This window comes from Chromobacterium sp. LK1 (genome assembly GCF_001043555.1).
Lineage (GTDB): Bacteria > Pseudomonadota > Gammaproteobacteria > Burkholderiales > Chromobacteriaceae > Chromobacterium > Chromobacterium aquaticum.
This window is the reverse complement of the sequence record NZ_LDUI01000066.1, coordinates 38712-57376: the sequence shown is the minus strand read 5'-3', so window position 1 is coordinate 57376 and position 18665 is coordinate 38712. Positions and strand designations below refer to the sequence as shown.

The following is an 18665-nucleotide window of genomic DNA, read 5'->3' as shown; positions in this document are numbered from 1 at the left end:
TCGCTGGCGCGCTTTTGCAGCTCCGCGCCGTGCACCGCCAGCAGCTCGCGGCCTTGCTTCAGCAGGCGGCGCTGTTCCAGCAGCTTGACGATGCCGACATACCAGGTGGCCGCCGACATGATCAGCAGGATGATCAGGGTGCCGCGCGCGACGATGTCGCCTTGCGCCCACAGGGCGTCGATGCCGTACGGGTTGCTGGTCACGTGGGCGGTTTCGGCGGCCTGAACGGTCAGGCTGCTCAACAGGGCCACGGCGGTGAAGGCGATGCGGGTGATTTTGCTCATGTTCTGTTTCTCCTAAGAATTGCTTGCTCCGGTCGCGGCGCGCTCGCGCTCATTCGCCGGAATCGAGTTTGAAGCCGAATTCCTGGCTCAGCAGGCTGTTGGGTTTGCAGCTGTAGCCTTGCAGCGCGGCGGTGATCGCCGACTGGAAACCGCTGCGGTAGCGCGGCGGAATGCCGCCGTCGAACGAGATATTGGCGATAGTGCTGAATTTGCCGTTGTCGCCCACTTGGAAGGCCACGCGCACCACGCCCTGGATCTCGTCCTGCTGCGCCTTGCTCGGGTACTCCGGCGCTTGCAGATGGCTGCAGTTGGCCTTGGCCGACACCGGGCCCTTGGGCGCTTCCACCGCCGGGGCCGGGGTGGGCGCCGGCTGCGGCGCCGGGTCCGAGGTGGTGGACTGGATCGCGTTGGCCGTGGAGGTGACCGGCGGCGGATTGACCACCGGCGGCACATAGGCCTGCGGTTTGGGCGCCGCGGTGGGCTGCACCACCTTCTCTATCTTGGGCGGCGGCGGGGGGGGCGGTGGCGGCGGTTCGCTGATGACCGCCACTTCGACCTTTTGCTGGATCACTTTGACCACGCCCTGGGCCAGGCCCGACACCAGCGCGTAGATCAACAGTGCATGGAAGACGACCACGCCGACCAAGCCCGCGATGCGGCGCTTGGGCGGGGGACCGCCGACTCCTCTGGCTGTGATGCTCGTCATGTTCATATCCACTGTCTGCTGATTCGCCCGGCGGCGGAACGCCGCCGGGCCCTCGAACGGGGCGGATCATCTCCGCCCCGCCCTGCTGCCTACGTGCTCAGAGCTTGTAATTGGCCTTGAGGAAGAAGGAGCGGCCCATCGGATCGGTAAAGCGCGGATCGTAGTTCTGCTGTGTGGTACGCGTCATCTGATTGGAGTACGGCGGCTCTTGATCGAACAGGTTCTTGATGCCGGCGGTCACGGTCAGCTGCTTGTTCCAGGCGTAGGAACCGGACAGATTCCAGGTGGAGTACGGTCTTACCTGATGGAACGGCTGTCCCTGCTTCAGATAGGGGTTGGAGTCGGTGTAGCCCGACTTGTAGTTCTGCGCCAGGATCGTGCTCCACGCGCCGTAGGACCAGCCCAGGGTCAGGTTGTGCTGCCAGCGGAAGGTGGGGCCACCATCCAGGAAGGTGCCCAGGTTGCTGTAATACGGGCCATTCTTCTCAGTCTGATAGGAGTACTTGGACAGATAGGTGCCGTCCAGCGTAGCGGTGAAGGTGCCGACCGAAGTCTTGGGCAATACCCAGTTCAGTTTGATGTCAACGCCGGCCGCGCTCAGATTGCCCAGGTTGTCGTAGTCGTCGATGATGTAGGACAGATTGCCGCTGCCATCACGTACAAAGCGATTCGCGTACTTGGACGGGTCGGCGAAGATGGCGGTTTCGTCCAGGAAACTGATCTGGCCCTTGATCATGGTCCACCAGAAATCGGCGCTGGCGGTGAAGTCCTTGACCGGCTCGATCACCATGCCGAAGGACAGCGAGGACGACTTCTCCGGTTCCAGCTTCTTGTTGCCGGCGATGCGCTTATTACGCTGCATCTTGGTGCAAGCAGAACCATCAGCCCCAGGCGCCGGGTTCACGCCGTCTGGACAAGCGCCGTAATCGACATAACTGCCGCTGGTCAGCTGCAACTGGTTAGGACGATAGATGTTGTACAGCGAGGGCGCGCGGAAACCAGTGCTGGCCGAGCCGCGGAACAGCACTTGCGAACTGGGCTGGAACTTGAACGCCACTTTCGGGTTCAACGAGCTGTCGGTATCGCTGTAGTGGTCGTAACGCGCGGCCAGTTGCACGTCCAGGTTCTTCAGCACCGGGATTTCCGCTTCGCCATAGAAGGCATAGGCGGAACGGCTGCCGCTGGAGTCTTCGGTCTTGTCCTGGCCGGTGCTCAACGCATCGCGAGTCACCGCCTTGTTATAGATGGTGCTCAGCGATTCGCGGCGCACTTCCGCGCCAAAAGCGACAGCCATCATGCCGGCCGGCAACTGGAACACTTCACGGCTGACCTTGATGTCGGCCATATCGATGGTGGACTTGGCTTCCTTGGTCTGACCGGTCATGCCCACCGAGCGCCAAGCGGCGAGATTATTGCCGGACAGGTCGAACGGATCCAGCGCGCCGCTGTTGACCGCGGACTGCATCTTGCTCTTGCTGACGTAACCCGAGGTCAGGTTTTCCTTGATCAGGTTTTCGGACCGACCGATACCGGCGCGATAGTCCCAGCCGGCGATCAGGCCTTCCATATTCAGCATCAGCCGCTGCGTGACCGAGTTGGCCTCGGTCTCGCGATTGCCCAGCGGAATGGTGCGCACATAGAGCTTGTCGAGCTTGGTCGGGTCCACCGCGTTGACGCGGGTGATGTCGCCAGCAGTTGGCAACGGCGCGTTCTGTGCGGTGGTGATGGTCTCGGTGCGCGTGTATTGCAGCGAAAGCTCGTGATTGTCGCCTATGCGCTTGGTGGCCTTGACCAGACCGGAAATCTGCTCCACCTGCGGGATAATGCTGGGGTATAGGGAATAATACTCCAAGCATCGGTTACCCAGCTTAGAGTCACTGACGTATTGGGAAAACGGCGGGCGGCAATTCGGAGCGGACGGCGCCACCCACTTGCCGGTGCTGCCATCAATGTAGTTGCCCGGCCATGCACTGGAACTGGTGCCGGTGAATTTATTGACCTGGTGGGCGTAGTCGCGCTGTCCCGCCATCACCATGTCTTGCTTCATGTAGTCGATGGCGCCGTAGACATTGAAACCGTCCTGGCCCAGATCGCCAATGCCGTAGGAGGCATTGATGCGCTTTTCATCGCCGCCGCCATGCTGCGGATTGGCCAGGCTGCCGCCGATGCTGAAACCCTTCAGGCTTTTCTTGGTGATGAAGTTCATCACGCCGCCGATGGCGTCGGTGCCGTAAATGGCGGACGCGCCATCCAGCAATACTTCCACGCGATCAATGGCGGACAGCGGGATGGCGTTCAGGTCGGCGGAAGTGCCGTCGATCGCCTGATTGGCCATGCGGCGGCCGTCCAGCAACACCAGAGTGTATTGATTGCCCAGGCCGCGCAGGCTGGCGAAGGAGCCGCCGCCGGAAGAGGCGCCAACCGAGGCGCTGGCGCCTTGCGAGGACTGGTTGGCGGCGATGCTGTTGACCACCTGCTCCACCGTGGTCAGGCCTTGCTTGGCCAGATCCTCGGTCTTGAGAATGGTGACCGGCAGCGCCTTTTCTTGCTTGATGCTGCGCTTGATATTGGACCCGGTGACCTCTACCCGATCCAGTTGACCGGAGTTCGCCTCAGCGGCGAATGCGAATGGCGCATGGCTTGCCAAGCCGGCCAAGGCCAGGGCAAGCACCAGCTGCTTCTTTTGACTTCTCAACTTGTTTTCTCCTTAACTGCACACGGAAACCAGCAGCGCTTCTGTGGAGTGCTTGCTGGATACAGCAGGCCGTAGACAATCGAACGTCATGACCATGTTTCGAGTGTGTTAAGGATTGTTGCCCTCAGTCAATAATTGTTAACGCCTGTTTATGACGCCGGAGCGGACAGCGCGGCGGAGACCTCGGCGGCAGGAATGCGGAAAAATCATGTTAGGGCTGAAAAATCAATAGACTAAGCCCCTCATTTTTGCCAGCGACTTTTGAATGACCCCGCTAGTTTCCTGTCATTTTTTGTGAGACAAGCCCGCATCTCCTGTTGCTTTTTTGCATTTTTACGACGTTTTTGTACAAGAATTTTAGATTAAGCTAATTTTGTAAAAACTTATGCATTCATTTTTTTAATGGCTGCCATGTAAAAAATCATCCCATATCAATTTCACCCTTAACAACTTACCCCCTTCCTGCCAGGCAAATTCATTCCAAAAACATAAAGCCCCGCCGTGCCGAATGGCGCGACGGGGCGTTCTCAATGCCTTGGCAGAACTTAGAACCGGCTCAAAGTCTCGCGAGCAAGACGGGAAGGCATGAACCGCTTCTTAGAGTTTGTAGCTGGCTTTCAGGAAGTAAGCACGGCCCACCGGATCGGCGACGACCGGATCAAAGCCGTACTGAAAGCTCTTGGTCTGATTGCTGAACGGCGGCTCCTGGTCGAACAGATTGCGGATGCCGGCGGTGATGGTCAGCTTCTTGTCCCACACATAGCTGCCGGACAGGTTCCAGTTGGAGTAAGGACGCACATTGTGACCTTCCTGATTCGGGTTCAAGTCGGTATAGCCGGACGAATAATTCTGCACCAGAATCCCGCTCCACGGCCCCTGCGCCCAATTGAACGCCAGGCTGTGCTTCCAGCGCAGCACCGGCGGCAGCACGTTCTGATACCAACCTCCCAGCGGGCTCAGATACGGTCCTTTGGGTTCCAGCTGCTGCTGGTACTTGGAGGTGTAAGTGCCGTCCAGATTGATGCCGAAATTGCCCCAGGCGGTTTTGGGCAGGCGGAAAGCCAGGCTGATGTCCACGCCGGCCGCGCTCAAGGTGCCCAGGTTCTGGGTGGTGGTGATCACGTGGTTGAGCGAACCATCGGGGTTGCGCACGAACTTGTCGGCGTATTTGACCGGATCGCCGAAAATCACCCCCGGATCCAGCGCGCCTATGGTGTCCTTCACCGTGGTCCACCAGAAGTCCGCGCTGGCGGTGATTTCCTTGATCGGCTCGATCACCACGCCGAAGGTCAGCGAGCTGGCCTTCTCCGGCGACAAATTGTTGTTGCCGCCCTGCAGGGCCTCGAACTGGGTATTGCAATCGTCTACCTTGTTGCCGCCATTGGCCGGCGTGCCGCCCGGGCAGCGCAGCGGGTCGTTGAACTTGTTGGCGGTATAGGTCTTGCTGTTAGGCGTGAACACATCGTACAGCGTGGGCGCGCGGAAACCCTTGCTGGCCGAGGAACGGATCAGTAGCTGCGGAATCGGCTGGTATTTCACCGCGATCTTGGGATTGAAGGAACTGCCAAAGTCGGTATAGCGGTCATAACGCGCGGCCAGCTGAGCGTCGAAATTTTTGAAGATGGGAATATCCGCCTCGACATAGGCCGCGGTCACGCCACGGCTGCCGCTGGTGGACTTGGAGTCGGCGATGCCGGAACCCAAGGCGAACTGGGCGATGTCCTGGATTTGGCTGTCCAGCTTTTCACGCCGGGTTTCCACGCCGAAAGCCGTCGCCATCATGCCGGCCGGCAGTTGCAGCACTTCCTTGCTGACCTTGAAGTCCGCCATGATGGTCTGGAATTTGGCCACCCAGCCGTCGCCATTCAAGGAAGTACTCTCCCAGGCGCCGGGCGCCGAAGGGCCGAACGGGTTGATAGTGCCGTTCTGGAAGGCGGCGGCCACCTTGTCGCCGTTCACATAGCCGGACTTGTAATTGATGGTGGTCTTGTTCTCCGAGTAACCGACGCCGCCGCGGTAGTCCCAACCGGCCAGCAGGCCTTCGGCGTTGAAGGCCAGCCGCTGCGTGGTGGACAGGCTCTCGGTCACGCGCGGTCCCAGCGGCACCGAGCGCGAGTTGATCACCACCGGGCTGCCGTCGGTGGGGGTGCCGTCCGGCAAGTGGGTTGGATAATACTTGTCGCCGGCCTTCAAGGTGGCGATCTTGGTCAGCGGCGCCGGCGAGATGCGCGTGGTGCTGACGTTGCGCGCCCCCATGTATTGCAGCGACAGCGTGTGCTCGCCCAGTTGCTTGGTGCCCTTGGCGAATGCGGTCAGTTGCTCCACCTCCGGCGTCAGATCCATGTAGAGCGTCGCGTTCTCGCCGCAGGAATTGGCGTCCAGCGGCAAGGCGTACGGCGGTTTGCAATTGGGCGCCGCCGGGTTGTAGGCATTGCCCTTGTAAGTGAAGTTGGACGGAAACACTCGACCGCTCAGATTGTCCGCGCTCAGGTATTTATTGGCGAAGGAACGGTTCAGCGTGGTGATGGGGTCCAGTTTCTGGTAGCTCAGCGAGCCGTAAACATTGTAGCCGTCCTTGGCCAGGTCACCGATGCCGGCGGTGATGCTGGCGCTGCCGGTATTGCCGCCCTTGTGTTCGGTGGACAGCAGCTCGCCGCTGACCGTCACACCCTGGTAGCTCTTCTTGGTGATGAAGTTGATCACGCCGCCGATGGCATCGGTGCCATAGATGGCCGATGCCCCGTCGCGCAGCACTTCGATGCGCTCGATCGCCGACAGCGGTATCGCGTTCAGATCGGTGGCGTAGCCGCCTATCGCCTGGCTGGCGACGCGACGGCCGTCCAGCAACACCAGCGTGTACTGCGAACCCAGGCCGCGCAAGCTGGCATAAGACGCGCCGCCCGACACGGTCTGCACCGACGAGGCGCCCACCGTCGCCGACTGGTTGCTGGCCAGCGAGTTCACCACCTGCTCCACCGTGGTAAAGCCTTGCTTGCTCATTTCCTCGGTGCGCACCACCGTCACCGGCAGCGCTTTTTCCTGCTTGATGCTGCGTTTGATATTGGAGCCGGTAATCTCCACCCGGTCCAATGTCCCGCTGCTCGGCTCATCCGCCCAGGCCGGCAGCGCTTGGCTGCCCAGGCCTGCCAGGGCCAGGGCGAGCGCCAACTGCGTCTTGCTAGTTCTCATGATCTCTCCAGTCATGTATCGAAACCCGCCGGGCGCGCTTCTGTTGGGCGCGTCTCCGTCGGATCATCCAACCGCAGACTATTTGTCATACGGCTCGATACGATGCTTGAAGCATGAATTACACAAGGTCAATAAACATCATGGTTAATCACATACAGTCATGAATCGTCACAACACAAAATACCTGCCTGGGCCCAGCAAACCGCGACGGCCGCAATATTGCAAAAAGATTGCCAGGCAAAGATTTGCCGCACTGCCGCGGCCTACGCCCCGCCTCGATGGCTAGCACGCGACAGCGTTGTCTTTGTGCCAATGCACCATCCAACCCACTCGAGTCCTTGCCATGCGTAAAAACCAGAATTGGAACGAAATCAATGCATTTAACTCATAGCGGCAATCATCACCCCAGGCATCACCCCCCTGGTATCGTCGTCGGCGGCGCGCAGTCGCTTGCCAATACCGTGCGTTCAAGCTCGCCCGCCAATTGCACCCGCATCGCCCTGGCCGCCAATGGCCGGCCCTCGACTTCTCGCGGCTGGCCGCTGAAGTTCACCGTCAGCCGGCTGCCATCGGCAAAGCGAGTCTGCTGCACCTGCCGATCCGACGTCAGCCAGGCGAAACCGGACAGCGGCTGCGTCGCCAGGCGCCGGTGCAAGGGCTGGAACACCCGATCCACGCAGCGCATCAGCGACAGCCGCCGCTCCAGGCTGGCCGCGCTCAAATGCCATAGCGGCGGCACGTTGTACAGCCACTGGGCTAGCAGATTGTCTTCATAGGCATTGCTGAACTTGAGATTGTCGTACAGCCAGTGATTGCTGGTGACGATGGAATCGTGGAACACCGCCTGGTACAAGGGCAGCCGGTATTGCGGCCGGTAGTAAATATCCCGATAGGGCTGCTTCAACGGCACGGTCTTGAAAAAGGTCTCGGGCTGATCCGCAGGAAACCAGCGCCCCAGAAAGTACGGCGACTTGGGGTTCTTCTGTAAATCCGCATCGCCCCAGCCCAACACCGGCACCTGCATGCCATGCGCGAAAGCGATGCCGCGCGCGGTGGCGGCATTGCCGTTCTCCGAGCCCACAGGCACGGCAAAGCGATCGCGCACCCAGGCCATGCTGCGCTCATTGCCGGCGGCCAGTTGCGCCTGGCCGGCGCGCCGCCCCGGCGTGTAGTCATCGAACACCATGCCGGTGGCGTAGGCGTCCAGGAACCAGCTATTGAAGCCCAGCGCCCGGTGCAAGGCCTGAGTGCGCTGCTGCAAGATAGGCCGCACGCACTCTGGGTTGGTGTAGTAACCGGACTGCTGGAAGCCGCTCTTGCGTCGGCCGTTGGCCAAAGTGACGCCGCAGTCGCGATACGCGGCGGCGCCCTGCTGCGCGGTCAGCCAGTCCTCGCGTTGCCCCGGCGGCAAGGTGGTCTCATAGGAGTCATAGGCCGCCATCAGATAGCCGGCGCGCACGCCCGCCGCCACCGCCTGGGGCTGCCACAAGCCGCCTTCCCAGTTATCCACGCCCAGCCACAGCCGGGACAGGCCGGCCGCGCGCAAGGCCCGCAGTGTCTTGGTCGACAGGCCGCCGCCCCAACTGTCCGGCTGGCCCAAGGCCGCGCCGAACACCCGCAGCACTTCAGCGCGCAGCCGCCGGTATGGCGCGGCCAGCCGGCTCCAGTCCGGCTTGGCGCTCAACCAGCCGGCGCGCGCCTCGGCGGTCAAGGCCTGATTGAAGGCCGCCAGCAGCGTCCGCCGCTGATACGCATCCGGCCGCGCCGGCGCGGCCCGCAACACCGCGGCGGCCTCGCTGTCGAAGCTGGCGCGCAGGCGGCGCGCCAGCGCGCTGTCGCCGCGCAGCCGCTCCAGCCACAAGGCCCAGTCGCGCACATCGGCCTGGCCCAGCAAATCATTGCCCCACAGATAAACGTGGCTGGCGCCTATCAGCTTGGCCGTTTGCGGCTGCGCGCGCATCTTGTCGGCCAGGCTCTCGAAACGCCCCTGTTGCTGCAGCCATTGGCGGTAGCGCTTGGCGCCGGCCAGCGCATCGCCGCCCGCCAGGTGCAGCGACAAGCGCATCGGCTGCGCCAGGTTCAACGCATTGAACTGATGGCTCAGCGTCAAGGCCAGTCCCTCGCCGTCGCGGCGGATGCGCAGCGTGTTGTTGAAGGGATTGAGCAATAGCCAGTGCAGGCTGGACGCGCCATGGTCCATGCCCCACAGCGGCAGGCTCAGGTTCTCCGAGGTGTTCAGCCCGTCAGCGGCGAAGCGTGGCAGAAAATCCAGCCACAGCGGATCGCCGGCCGGCACATAGCTGCCTTCGGCCAAGGGCAGCAGCAGGCCGCGCCCCATCGCCGCCGCCGGCTGGCGCAGCAATTCCAACGTGGCCGGCTCGCGGGCCGCTATCGTCAAGCCCAAGTCCGCACCGTCCAGCTTCGCGCTCAATTGAAACCGGCCGTCCTCCCATTGCCAGCTTGCGGCTTGCGCATCGGACTTCAAACCGGACACCGAGCGCGGCGTCAGGCCGGATGACAACGGCAAGGCCGCCTGGCCGGCCGGCGTCGCCGTCAACGCCAGGGTGGCCGGCTCCAGTTCAATCCGCCATTGCGCGTTTTGCAGCAGTACCGCCGCCCAGGCGGAAGCGGGCAGGCTCAGGATGGCCGCGATCAAGGCGGCGCGATGAAAGGGAAACGACATAAGGAAACTCCCATGCTTGGATCAGGATGGGAGTATTAGAAAAGCAATGGCCGTCGAGATTGTCAGGCCAATGTCAGGATTTAATTCAACGCGGCCCGGACTGCCTATGCACCACGCGCAGCACCAGTTGGCCGCGCGCCTCGGCGCGCACCAGCGCCACGCTCTGCCACAGCTCGCCCTGACGCGGCGGCCAGTTCAACGCCTGCCCGAGTTCGCGGCGGCGCCACCAGACAAAGCTGTAGTCGTCGCGCCGCAGCAGCGATTGCTCCAGCCACGGACGCGCGCAAGCGGGCCGCGCCGCCGGCAGGCTGGCCACCGCCAGCGGGCTGCGCGACAGCCAGGACAGATTGGCCACTTCCGGCAGGGCCAGCTCCGCCTGCCATTGCCGGCCGGCGGCGTTCAATTGCAGCCGATAGACGCCCGCCGCCAGCGGCTGGCTCAAGTCCGCGCTCTCCAGGCGGAAACGCTGACCCTCCTCCTGCTCCAGCAGGCCTCCGCGCAGCAGGTCGCGGCCGGCGCCATCCTGCAGCCGCGCGTCCAGCAAGGCGCCGCGACCGCTCAACACCACCCGGTAATTGCGCGCCAGCGGCATGTCGCGCTGCGCCAGTTCCAGCGTCAACTCCGGCAGCCAGGCCGGCAAGCTCAGCGGCGCATCCTTGCCGCAATGCTCGCGGCTCAGGCTCTCCAGCGCCTGCAGCCAGGCCTCGCGCTGGGCCTGGCTGCTCAAATTGGGCCAGCTGTCGGCCAGCGCCCGCCAGGCGGCCGGATCGTCCCCGTTCAGCAAGGCGTGGTTGACGCCGGCCAGCGGATTGCCGGCCCAAACCGGCGCCGCCAGCCACCATGCCCAGACACCCAAGCGCCGCATCAGGGCCGCTCCAGCCGATAGCCGACGCCGCGCACGGTCTCGATGGCGATGCCGGGCAGCTTCTGCCGCAACTGCAGGATATGGGTGTCCACGGTGCGGGTGGAGGGAAAGCTGTCGTAACCCCACACTTGGTTCAGCAACTCCTCGCGGCTCATCACCCGCCCGGCCATGCGCGCCAGCAAGGCCAGCAGCTCGAACTCGGTATGCGTCAAGGCTACCTCGCGGCCTTGCCAGTCCGCCTGCCGCCGCGCCGGGAACAAGCACAAGGCCCCCAGCCGCAGGCTGCCGTCGCCCAGCTGACGCAACTGCGCGCGGATGCGCGCCAGCAGCTCGGCATGGGCGAAGGGCTTGCTCAGGTAGTCGCGGGCGCCGGCTTCCAGGCCTGCCACCCGGTCGCTGACTTCCACTCGCGCCGTCAGCACGATGACCGGCAAGGCCTTCAAGGCCAGCCAGCCAGGCAGATGACGCAGGCTGTCGCCGTCCGGCAAGGCGCGGTCCAGAATGACCAGATCGGCGCAATGCCATTGTGCCGCCACCGCGTCGGCCTGCCGCAGCCACAGGCAGCGATAGCCTTCGTCGACGAGGAAATCGCGCAGGCCCGCGCCCAGCAGCGCATCGTCTTCAATCAATAGCAGCGTGTTCATGTTCTCGCGCCGGTTGGGCCGGCAATTGCAGACTAAAAGTGGTGGGCGGGCCGGACAGCCGCAGCCGGCCGCCCATTCGCGCCAGTACTCGTCGAACGATGGCCAGCCCCAAACCCATGCCCTGGTCGCCGCCACCGCGCAGCAACAGCCGGCGCAAGCGGTAATCGGCCAGATCGCCGCCATCGACGACGTCCAGCCGCAGCCGTCGGCCGTCCCACTCCGCGTACAAGCGCAGCGGCGGGCGGCCATGGCGGCGCGCATTGGCCAGCAGATTGTCCAGGCATACCGTCAGCCAATAGCCCGGCAGCGACAGCACCGCGTCGCCGCTCAGGCAAAACACCGCCTGGTGGCGCTCGGCGACATCCGCCAGCCAGGTGGACAGCCGCAGCGGCTGCCGGCGCAGATCCAGGCGCTCGGCGGACAGATAATGGCGGCTGGCCTCGGCCAATTGGCGCAGGCGGCTGACGCCGCCGGCCAAATCGCCGAAACGGTCCTGCGCCGATTCCGGCAAGCGGTCGAAGTCGCGACGCAAGCCCTCCACCACCCCGGCCAGCCCGGCGATGGGCGTGCGCAGCTCATGGGTCAGCATTTGCAGCGCGAAGCGGCGCTCCCGCTGCAGCCGCCGCCGCTGCCACCACAGGGCCAGCCCGCCAAGCAACAACAATAGCGCCGCGCCAGGCAAGGCCACGCGCCATGGCGATGCTTGCGCGGCCGGGTTCAGGCACAAGCCGCCCAGCTTTTCCGCGCAAACGCCGCCGGAAGCGGCCGCCACGTCCAGCCCGGCCGCTCGCGCCAGCGGCCGCCAGACGGCCGCCTCATAGCGGCGCCAGGCCGTTCCGTCCTGACGCCACAGCGCGCCGTCCTGCCACAACCAGTGCTCACCGGCCAGCAAGGCATCCAGATTATCGTCGGACAAGGCGCCCAACTGGCCCAGTTCGTCGCCGCGCTCGCGCACATGCAGCCAGCGCGCAAGCTCCGGCAGCGGCTGGCGCTGCCGCCAATGCCAGGCGCTGCTGCCACCCAGCGGATGGACCGGATACAGACGGAACCAGCCCGCCGGCAAGGCTCGCAGCCCGCAGCGGGCGCGCTCGAAATCGCGCCACGGAGCGCTCACCGCGGACAAATCGCCGGCGCAGTCCCGCTCGTAAGCGGCCAACTGCCGCAAGGCGCGCAAATCATGACGGGCCCAAGCCGGCTGCAATGAGGCCGGATCGATCAAGGCCTCGTCCAGCGCCTGCACCCGCGCCACCGCCAAGGACTGCGCCGGACGCGCCTCGGCCAGCGCGGCCTCCAGGCGCGCCGACAGCTCGCCGGCCGCGGCGATGGCGGCATGGCCGCACAGCAGGCAATAGCAGATGGCTCGGAACATGCAGCGCATTATACGGAAAACCCGCCGCCGTTCGGCTGACAGCCCGCCACGAATCCGCTAGCATGCGTTTCCAGCTCATTGACCAGATCGGCTCCCACGTGAAAGCAGGCTTCTCCTTCTTCGCCACCCGGCGCTTCTTCCCGCTGTTCGGCACTCAGTTTCTGGGCGCGTTCAACGACAATCTGCTGAAGACCGCCATCGTGGTGCTGATCAGCTTCCACGGCCTCAGCTTGGCCGGCCTGCCGCCGGAGCAGTTGGTCAATCTGGCCGCCGGCGTGTTCATCCTGCCCTTCTTCCTGTTTTCCGCCACCGCCGGCAAACTGTCGGAGCGCTATGACAAGGCCGTCATCGCTCGCTGGATCAAGCTCGCCGAGATCGCCATCATGCTGCTGGCCGGCGCCGGCTTCTTCCTGCACTCCGCCGGCCTGTTGCTTTCCGCGCTATTCCTGATGGGCGCCCACTCCGCCTTCTTCGGACCGCTCAAGTATTCGGTGCTGCCGCAATATCTGAAGGAAAACGAGTTGGTGGGCGGCAACGGCCTGATCGAGATGGGCACCTTTCTCGCCATCCTGATCGGTCAGATCGGCGGCAGCATGCTGACCACCGGCGGCCCCTTGCTGATCACCGCCACCCTGCTGGCCACCGCCGTGCTCGGCTACGGCGCCAGCCGCGCGATGCCGCCGGCCCAACCCGGCGCGCCGGAGCTGAAGTTGTCCTTCAACTTTCTCAAGGATTCGGTGCTGTTGATGCGCGACGCCTGGCGCATCCGCGACGTGCGCTGCGCCATCCTCGGCATTTCCTGGTTCTGGCTGATGGGCGCGGTCTACACCACCCAGCTGCCCACCTTCACCCGCTTGCACCTGGGTGGAGACGCCGGCGTCTACACCCTGCTGCTGGCGCTGTTCTCCATCGGCATCGGTCTGGGTTCGGTGGTGTGCGCCAAGCTGTCGCAGGGCAGGCTGCAGCTGGGCATGGTGCTGGTGGGCAGCGTGGGCATGACGCTGTTTGGCGGCGATCTGGCGCTGTCGGCGCTGCCGCACTACCGCGGAGAGCTGATCGGCCTGGCCGATTTCCTGGCCCGCGCCGGTAGCTGGCGCAATATGATAGATGTGGCGCTGCTGGGCTTCTTTGGCGGCTTCTTCACCGTGCCGCTGTACACCTGGCTGCAAACCGCCAGCCCGGACGACTTCCGCTCCCAGGCCGTGGCCGCCAACAATATCGCCAACGGCTTCTATATGGTGGCCGCCGCCATCGGCAGCGCGCTGGCGCTGAAGTTTTACGACAGCATCGCCATCCTGCTGCTGGCCACCGCCGCGCTCAACATCCTGGCCACCCTGCACCTGCTGAGCGCCGCGCCGGTGATCTGGCGCCAGCGAATGGACTGGCTGCGCGCGTTGCGGGGGTGAATATCTATTGCCAGCAGCGGCGCCTCTGCGGCTGGCGCTCGGCGATGGCGAATGCTCTCTTCGCTCATCCGCCACCGCAGGCGCAGCGGGCCGCGGCTCAAACCCCTGCTCGCTCTGCTGTGCGGGTTTGCTCTCGCGGCTTGAAAGTCATCACCGCGCAGTCGGCCCCGGCTTCAACCCTATACTCAACGGCAAACCCTTTTTGCCGGTAAATACCCAGGATTTCTTGATGAAGGCTCTGCGGAATACAAAGATGGCCTTCCAAGGCATAATATTCTGCGCCGTCAAACACCTTAAGCTGTAGGCTATTCTTTCCCTCCAAAGCCTGCCGCGCCCAAATGGCATCCACCTTTCCAACAGCCTCATTCAAGATATCCCTCTTCGCCACCGACAATGCCTGGCTAACGTAGTCGTAATAGAACGGTTCAATCAGCCTAGATAGCGACATGGATTGATTTTCAGCATCGGATGCCGCGGCAATGGAAAATGCGCGCGCCCGCTTCTTCCGCTTATCAGCCATCACCAGCTTAATCAAAAAGTAACAAGAAAAGAATCCCAATAAATATGCCGTTAAACCATAAAAAACATCATCCATAGCTTGCCTTTCCCGCTGTAAAGCATGCAAGTCACTGCCGGTCGAAAACGGCCGCCCACCTGATTTTTCTTTCAGAAAACAGCAATGATAGTGCGTGCAATGCAAAGACAAGCTCAATAGGATTAGTCCTAAAAAAACCACATCAATCAATACCTTGCTCAATCACCCTATTCCATCAAGCCGTCATTGAAGAGGCGCCCAACCCGGCGGCGCATAAAATAACGCAGCGCCCAGATATCTCATGCCGGTTCAAACCCCTTCCACCCGCCAAAACCGCGGGCAATGAGAAACAAGCACAGTGGCCCCATATGAAAAACCCGCCGTGGCGGCAGCCAACAGCGGGTTTGCGAACATGGAACACTCGCAATGGCGGGCATTCCTGATCCAGGGCTTTACTCTTGCGCCAGCCCGGCGGCGGCATCGCGCAGCGCGGTGCGCAAGCCTTCTTCTATCACCGGGTGGTAGAACGGCATCTCCAGCATCTGGGCGATCGTCAGCCCTTGCTGATGGCTCCAGGCCAGCAGATGGGCCAGGTTCTCGGCGCGCGGTCCTATCATTTCCGCGCCCAGGAAGCGGCCGCTGCCGCGCTCGGCGTATACATGCAGCAGGCCCTGGTTGACGCCCATCACCCGGCTTCGGCCCTGGTCTTCGAAGCTGACCTCGCCCACCACGAAGCCATCCGCCGGCAAATCGGCGAAGCGGCTGCCCACCATCATCATCTGCGGATCGGAAAACACCACGGCGATGCTGGAGCGGCGCAGACCGGCTTGCACCGCCGGATACAGGGCGGCGTTGTCGCCGGCGGTCTTGCCTTCGTCGGCGGCCTCGTGCAGCAGCGGCAGGATGTTGTTGGCGTCGCCGGCGATGAAAATCGGTGAATCTCCGCATTGCAGCGTCCGCGGATCAAACTTGGGCACCCCGCCCGCGTCCAGTTCCAGGCCGGCGTTTTCCAGCGCCAGACCGCGCACATTGGGCGCGCGACCGGTAGCGGCCAGCACGTAATCGAAACGCTCGCAGACTTCCTCGCCGTCCAGATTGACATAGCGGATCTGCGCCTTGCCGTCGACCAGGCCCATTTCCAAAACCTTGGCGTCCGGGTCAAGGTAGAACTCCCGGCCCAGCGCCTGGCAGGCGTAATCGCGCACAGCGGGGTCCGACAGCGGGCCAACGCCACCGCCGCGGCCGAATACGCGCACCTTGACGCCAAGGCGGGATAGCGCCTGGCCCAGCTCCAGGCCGATGACGCCGGGGCCGAACACCGCCACGCTGTCCGGCAGCGTGTCCCAGTTGAACACATCGTCGTTGATGATCAATCTGTCGCCAAACACCTGGAACGGTGGCGGGATCAGCGGCACGGAGCCAGTGGCGATCACCACGCGGCGCGCCCGCACCAGCGTGTGCTCGTCCACTTGCAAGGTGGTGTTGTCGATGAAGCGGGCGTAGCCGCGCAGCCGATCTTGCGGCGGAATGCTTTCCACGCCCTTGAGCACGAAGCCGACGAAACGATCACGCTCGCGCTTGACGCGGTCCATCACCTCGCAGCCGTCGATACGCACTTCGCCATCGAGATGCACGCCGAAAGGCGCGCTGTGGCTCAGCGCGTGCGCGGCCTCGGCGGCGGCGATCAGCAGCTTGGACGGCATGCAGCCGACACGGGCGCAAGTGGTGCCGTAAGGGCCGCCTTCAATCACCACGGCGCTGGCGCCGCGAGCCTTGGCTGCGCGGTAGGCGGCGAGGCCGGCGGTGCCGGCGCCAATCACGGCGACATCGATGTTCAAGGTATGCATTTCATTCCTTTCGGTATCGGGATACGGCACGGCACGCCGCGCATGCCGTCTCGTATCCCGGTAAAAAAAAGGGCCGGATGGAGCACCCGGCCCGCAACAACTCCGATGGCATCAGGGCCCGAGCCATCGGGGACGAACACGGTTGAGACTTACTTGGAGAAGTATTTTTCCACTTCGTCGGCGGAGCCTATCAGTTGGCCATTGATGAACACCTGCGGCGCGGTCATCTTGCCGGCCACGGCGCCCAGCACCTTGCCGCGCACCTTGTTGTCCAGCGGCACTTCGACGAAGTCGTAGCCGTTTTCGCTCAGCACCGCCTTGGCACGCGCGCAGTGCGGGCAACCCGTCTTGGAGAACACCACCACTTGGTCCGGCTTCTTGGCGCTGGGGTTGACGTAGTCCAGCAGGGTGTCGGCGTCGGACACCTTGAACGGATCGCCCGGCTCTTGCGGCTCGATGAACATCTTGTCCACCACGCCGTCCTTCACCAGCATGGAATAGCGCCAGCTGCGCTTGCCGAAGCCCAGGTCCTGCTTGTCCACCAGCATGCCCATGCCTTCGGTGAAATCGCCGTTGCCGTCCGGAATCATCACCAGGTTCTGCGCTTCCTGATCCTTGGCCCATTCGTTCATCACGAAGGTGTCGTTGACCGATACGCACAGGATGGCGTCCACGCCGTTGGCGAAGAAAGCCGGCGCCAATTCATTGAAGCGCGGCAGGTGGGTGGACGAGCACGTGGGGGTGAATGCGCCCGGCAGCGAGAACACCGCCACGGTCTTGCCGTCGAACAGTTCGGCGGTGCTGACGTCTTTCCAGTCGTTATTGTCGCGGACACGGAAAGTGACATTCGGTACGCGTTGGCCTTCACGGTTTTGCAACATGGCTAGATTCCTCGTGTGTTGATTCGGTAACAGTTTTGCTAAATCGATGGACGTATTGTGATAGCCATGCGCAAATTCGTCTAATTGATTGTGCCAAGCCGAGTGATTTGCTTTTTTAATCGTTAAGCAAGTGGTCGCAGTAACCGTTAAAATTGCATAAACGACTCAAACGGCCAGGCTAGACGGTGAAGATTCTGATTCTCGGCGGCGGACAGGTGGGCGCCAATGTGGCGGAGAACCTGCTTTCGGAAAATAACGACATCACGGTGGTGGATCAGGATTCGGCGCGGCTCAAGCAATTGCAGGACCGCCTGGACATCCGCACCGTGGCCGGCAACGCCGCCCACCCGCAGGTGCTGGCCGATGCCGGCGCGGCGGACAGCGATATGGTGCTGGCGCTGACCCGCGACGACGAAACCAATCTGGTGGCCTGCAAAATGGCCGAGGCCTGTTTCAACATCCCCACCCGCATCGCCCGCATCCGTTCCAGTGATTATCTGGCATCCGAGCACGGCGATCCGCTTGCCCACTTCGGCATCGAGTCCGCCATTTGCCCGGAACAGATCGTCACCGATCACATCTATCAGCTATTCGCCTATCCCGGCGCGCTACAGGTGCTGGACTTCGCCGACGGCAAGCTGCAACTGGTGGTTTCCCGCGCCCATTCCGGCGGCAAACTGCTGGGCCTGCCGCTGCGCCGCATCCGCGAGCACATGCCGGACGCGGACTGCCGCGTCTGTGCCATCCACCGCCAGGACAAGCTGCTGGTGCCGGACGGCGACACCGTGCTGGAGGAAGGCGACGAGGTATTCTTTGTTGCCGCGCGCGAGCATGTGCAGGCCATGCTCAAGGAGTTGCGCTTTAGCGAGCGGCCCTTGCGGCGCATCATGATCGCCGGCGGCGGCAATATCGGCTATCGGCTGGCCAAGCTGCTGGAGAACGATTTCAGCGTCAAGGTGATAGAAGCGCGGCCGGAGCGCGCGCAATGGCTGGCGGAACGGCTGGAGCACGCGCTGGTGCTGCGCGGCGAGGCCACCGACGAAGAGCTGCTGGACGCCGAGAACGTGGACGAGATGGACGTGTTCTGCGCGCTGACCAACGACGACGAGGACAACATCATGTCCACGCTGCTGGCCAAGCGCATGGGCGCGCGCCGGGTGGTGGCCCTGGTCAACCGCACCAGCTATGTGGATCTGCTGGAAGGCCATCGCATCGACATCGTGATTTCACCGCATCTGTCCACCATAGGCTCCATCCTGGCGCATATCCGCCAGGGCGACGTGGAGGCGGTGCACCCGCTGCGTCGCGGCGCGTCCGAAGCGATGGAGGTGGTGATTCATGGCGACGCGCAGCAATCGCGGCTGACCGGCCGCCGCATCGAACAGATCGACATGCCGCACGGCAGCCACATCGTCGCCGCCATCCGCGGCGAACAGGTGCTGATGGCGCATCACGATCTGGTGGTGGAAAACGGCGATCATCTGATCATCTTCCTGTCGCGCCGCCGGGTGGTGCGACAGGTGGAAAAACTCATTCAGGTCAAACTGGGCTTTCTGTGACC

12 protein-coding genes and 1 pseudogene are annotated in these 18665 nt (G+C 63.2%); 2 read left to right on the top strand and 11 right to left on the bottom strand.

Features of this window, described 5'->3' with window-relative positions:
- From VI26_RS22575 to VI26_RS22540, 8 genes and pseudogenes are all read right to left on the bottom strand, one after another.
- Positions 1–284 (bottom strand): annotated as a pseudogene (locus VI26_RS22575) (MotA/TolQ/ExbB proton channel family protein); the annotation flags it as partial.
- A 49-nt stretch (positions 285–333) separates the two neighbouring features.
- The gene (locus VI26_RS22570; protein ID WP_048412005.1) at positions 334–990 is read right to left on the bottom strand and encodes a hypothetical protein; all 657 of its coding nucleotides are present in this window, start codon (positions 988–990) and stop codon (positions 334–336) included.
- Between the two features lie 97 nt (positions 991–1087).
- Positions 1088–3685 carry a TonB-dependent receptor gene (locus VI26_RS22565; RefSeq protein ID WP_053074590.1) on the bottom strand — a complete coding sequence of 866 codons (2598 nt, stop codon included), beginning with the start codon at positions 3683–3685 and terminating at the stop codon, positions 1088–1090.
- 597 nt (positions 3686–4282) lie between these two features.
- Entirely contained in the window at positions 4283–6874 is a 2592-nt protein-coding gene (locus VI26_RS22560) for a TonB-dependent receptor (protein ID WP_082151217.1), read from the bottom strand.
- 412 nt (positions 6875–7286) lie between these two features.
- On the bottom strand, positions 7287–9557 hold the full coding sequence (locus VI26_RS22555) for a glycoside hydrolase (RefSeq protein WP_048411994.1): 2271 nt from the start codon (positions 9555–9557) through the stop codon (positions 7287–7289).
- A gap of 85 nt (positions 9558–9642) precedes the next feature.
- On the bottom strand, positions 9643–10422 hold the full coding sequence (locus VI26_RS22550) for a DUF2861 family protein (RefSeq protein ID WP_053074588.1): 780 nt from the start codon (positions 10420–10422) through the stop codon (positions 9643–9645).
- The gene (locus VI26_RS22545) at positions 10422–11066 is read right to left on the bottom strand and encodes a response regulator transcription factor (RefSeq protein WP_048411993.1); all 645 of its coding nucleotides are present in this window, start codon (positions 11064–11066) and stop codon (positions 10422–10424) included. Before VI26_RS22545 ends, VI26_RS22550 begins: the two co-directional genes overlap by 1 nt.
- Positions 11044–12435: a DUF3404 domain-containing protein gene (locus tag VI26_RS22540; protein WP_048411992.1), complete on the bottom strand. Its 1392-nt coding sequence runs from the start codon at positions 12433–12435 to the stop codon at positions 11044–11046. The genes VI26_RS22545 and VI26_RS22540 overlap by 23 nt, the downstream gene beginning before the upstream one ends.
- A gap of 62 nt (positions 12436–12497) precedes the next feature.
- Here VI26_RS22540 and VI26_RS22535 point away from each other — a divergent pair, with 62 nt between their 5' ends.
- A complete protein-coding gene (locus tag VI26_RS22535; RefSeq protein WP_156184006.1) occupies positions 12498–13841 on the top strand; it encodes an MFS transporter in 1344 nt (447 codons plus the stop codon).
- Positions 13842–13938: 97 nt separating this feature from the next.
- Here VI26_RS22535 and VI26_RS22530 read toward each other — a convergent pair whose 3' ends face one another.
- The 3 genes from VI26_RS22530 to VI26_RS22520 form a co-directional block, all read right to left on the bottom strand.
- Positions 13939–14598, bottom strand: coding sequence for a hypothetical protein (locus tag VI26_RS22530; protein WP_156184005.1), 660 nt, complete (start codon positions 14596–14598; stop codon positions 13939–13941).
- A gap of 230 nt (positions 14599–14828) precedes the next feature.
- On the bottom strand, positions 14829–16223 hold the full coding sequence (locus VI26_RS22525) for a dihydrolipoyl dehydrogenase (RefSeq protein ID WP_048411990.1): 1395 nt from the start codon (positions 16221–16223) through the stop codon (positions 14829–14831).
- Between the two features lie 149 nt (positions 16224–16372).
- On the bottom strand, positions 16373–17104 hold the full coding sequence (locus VI26_RS22520; protein WP_048411989.1) for a glutathione peroxidase: 732 nt from the start codon (positions 17102–17104) through the stop codon (positions 16373–16375).
- A 185-nt stretch (positions 17105–17289) separates the two neighbouring features.
- On the opposite strand from VI26_RS22520, the gene trkA reads away from it, so the two are divergent.
- Positions 17290–18663, top strand: a complete 1374-nt coding sequence (gene trkA, locus VI26_RS22515) for a Trk system potassium transporter TrkA (RefSeq protein WP_048411988.1) — start codon at positions 17290–17292, stop codon at positions 18661–18663.
- Positions 18664–18665: the final 2 nt, after the last annotated feature.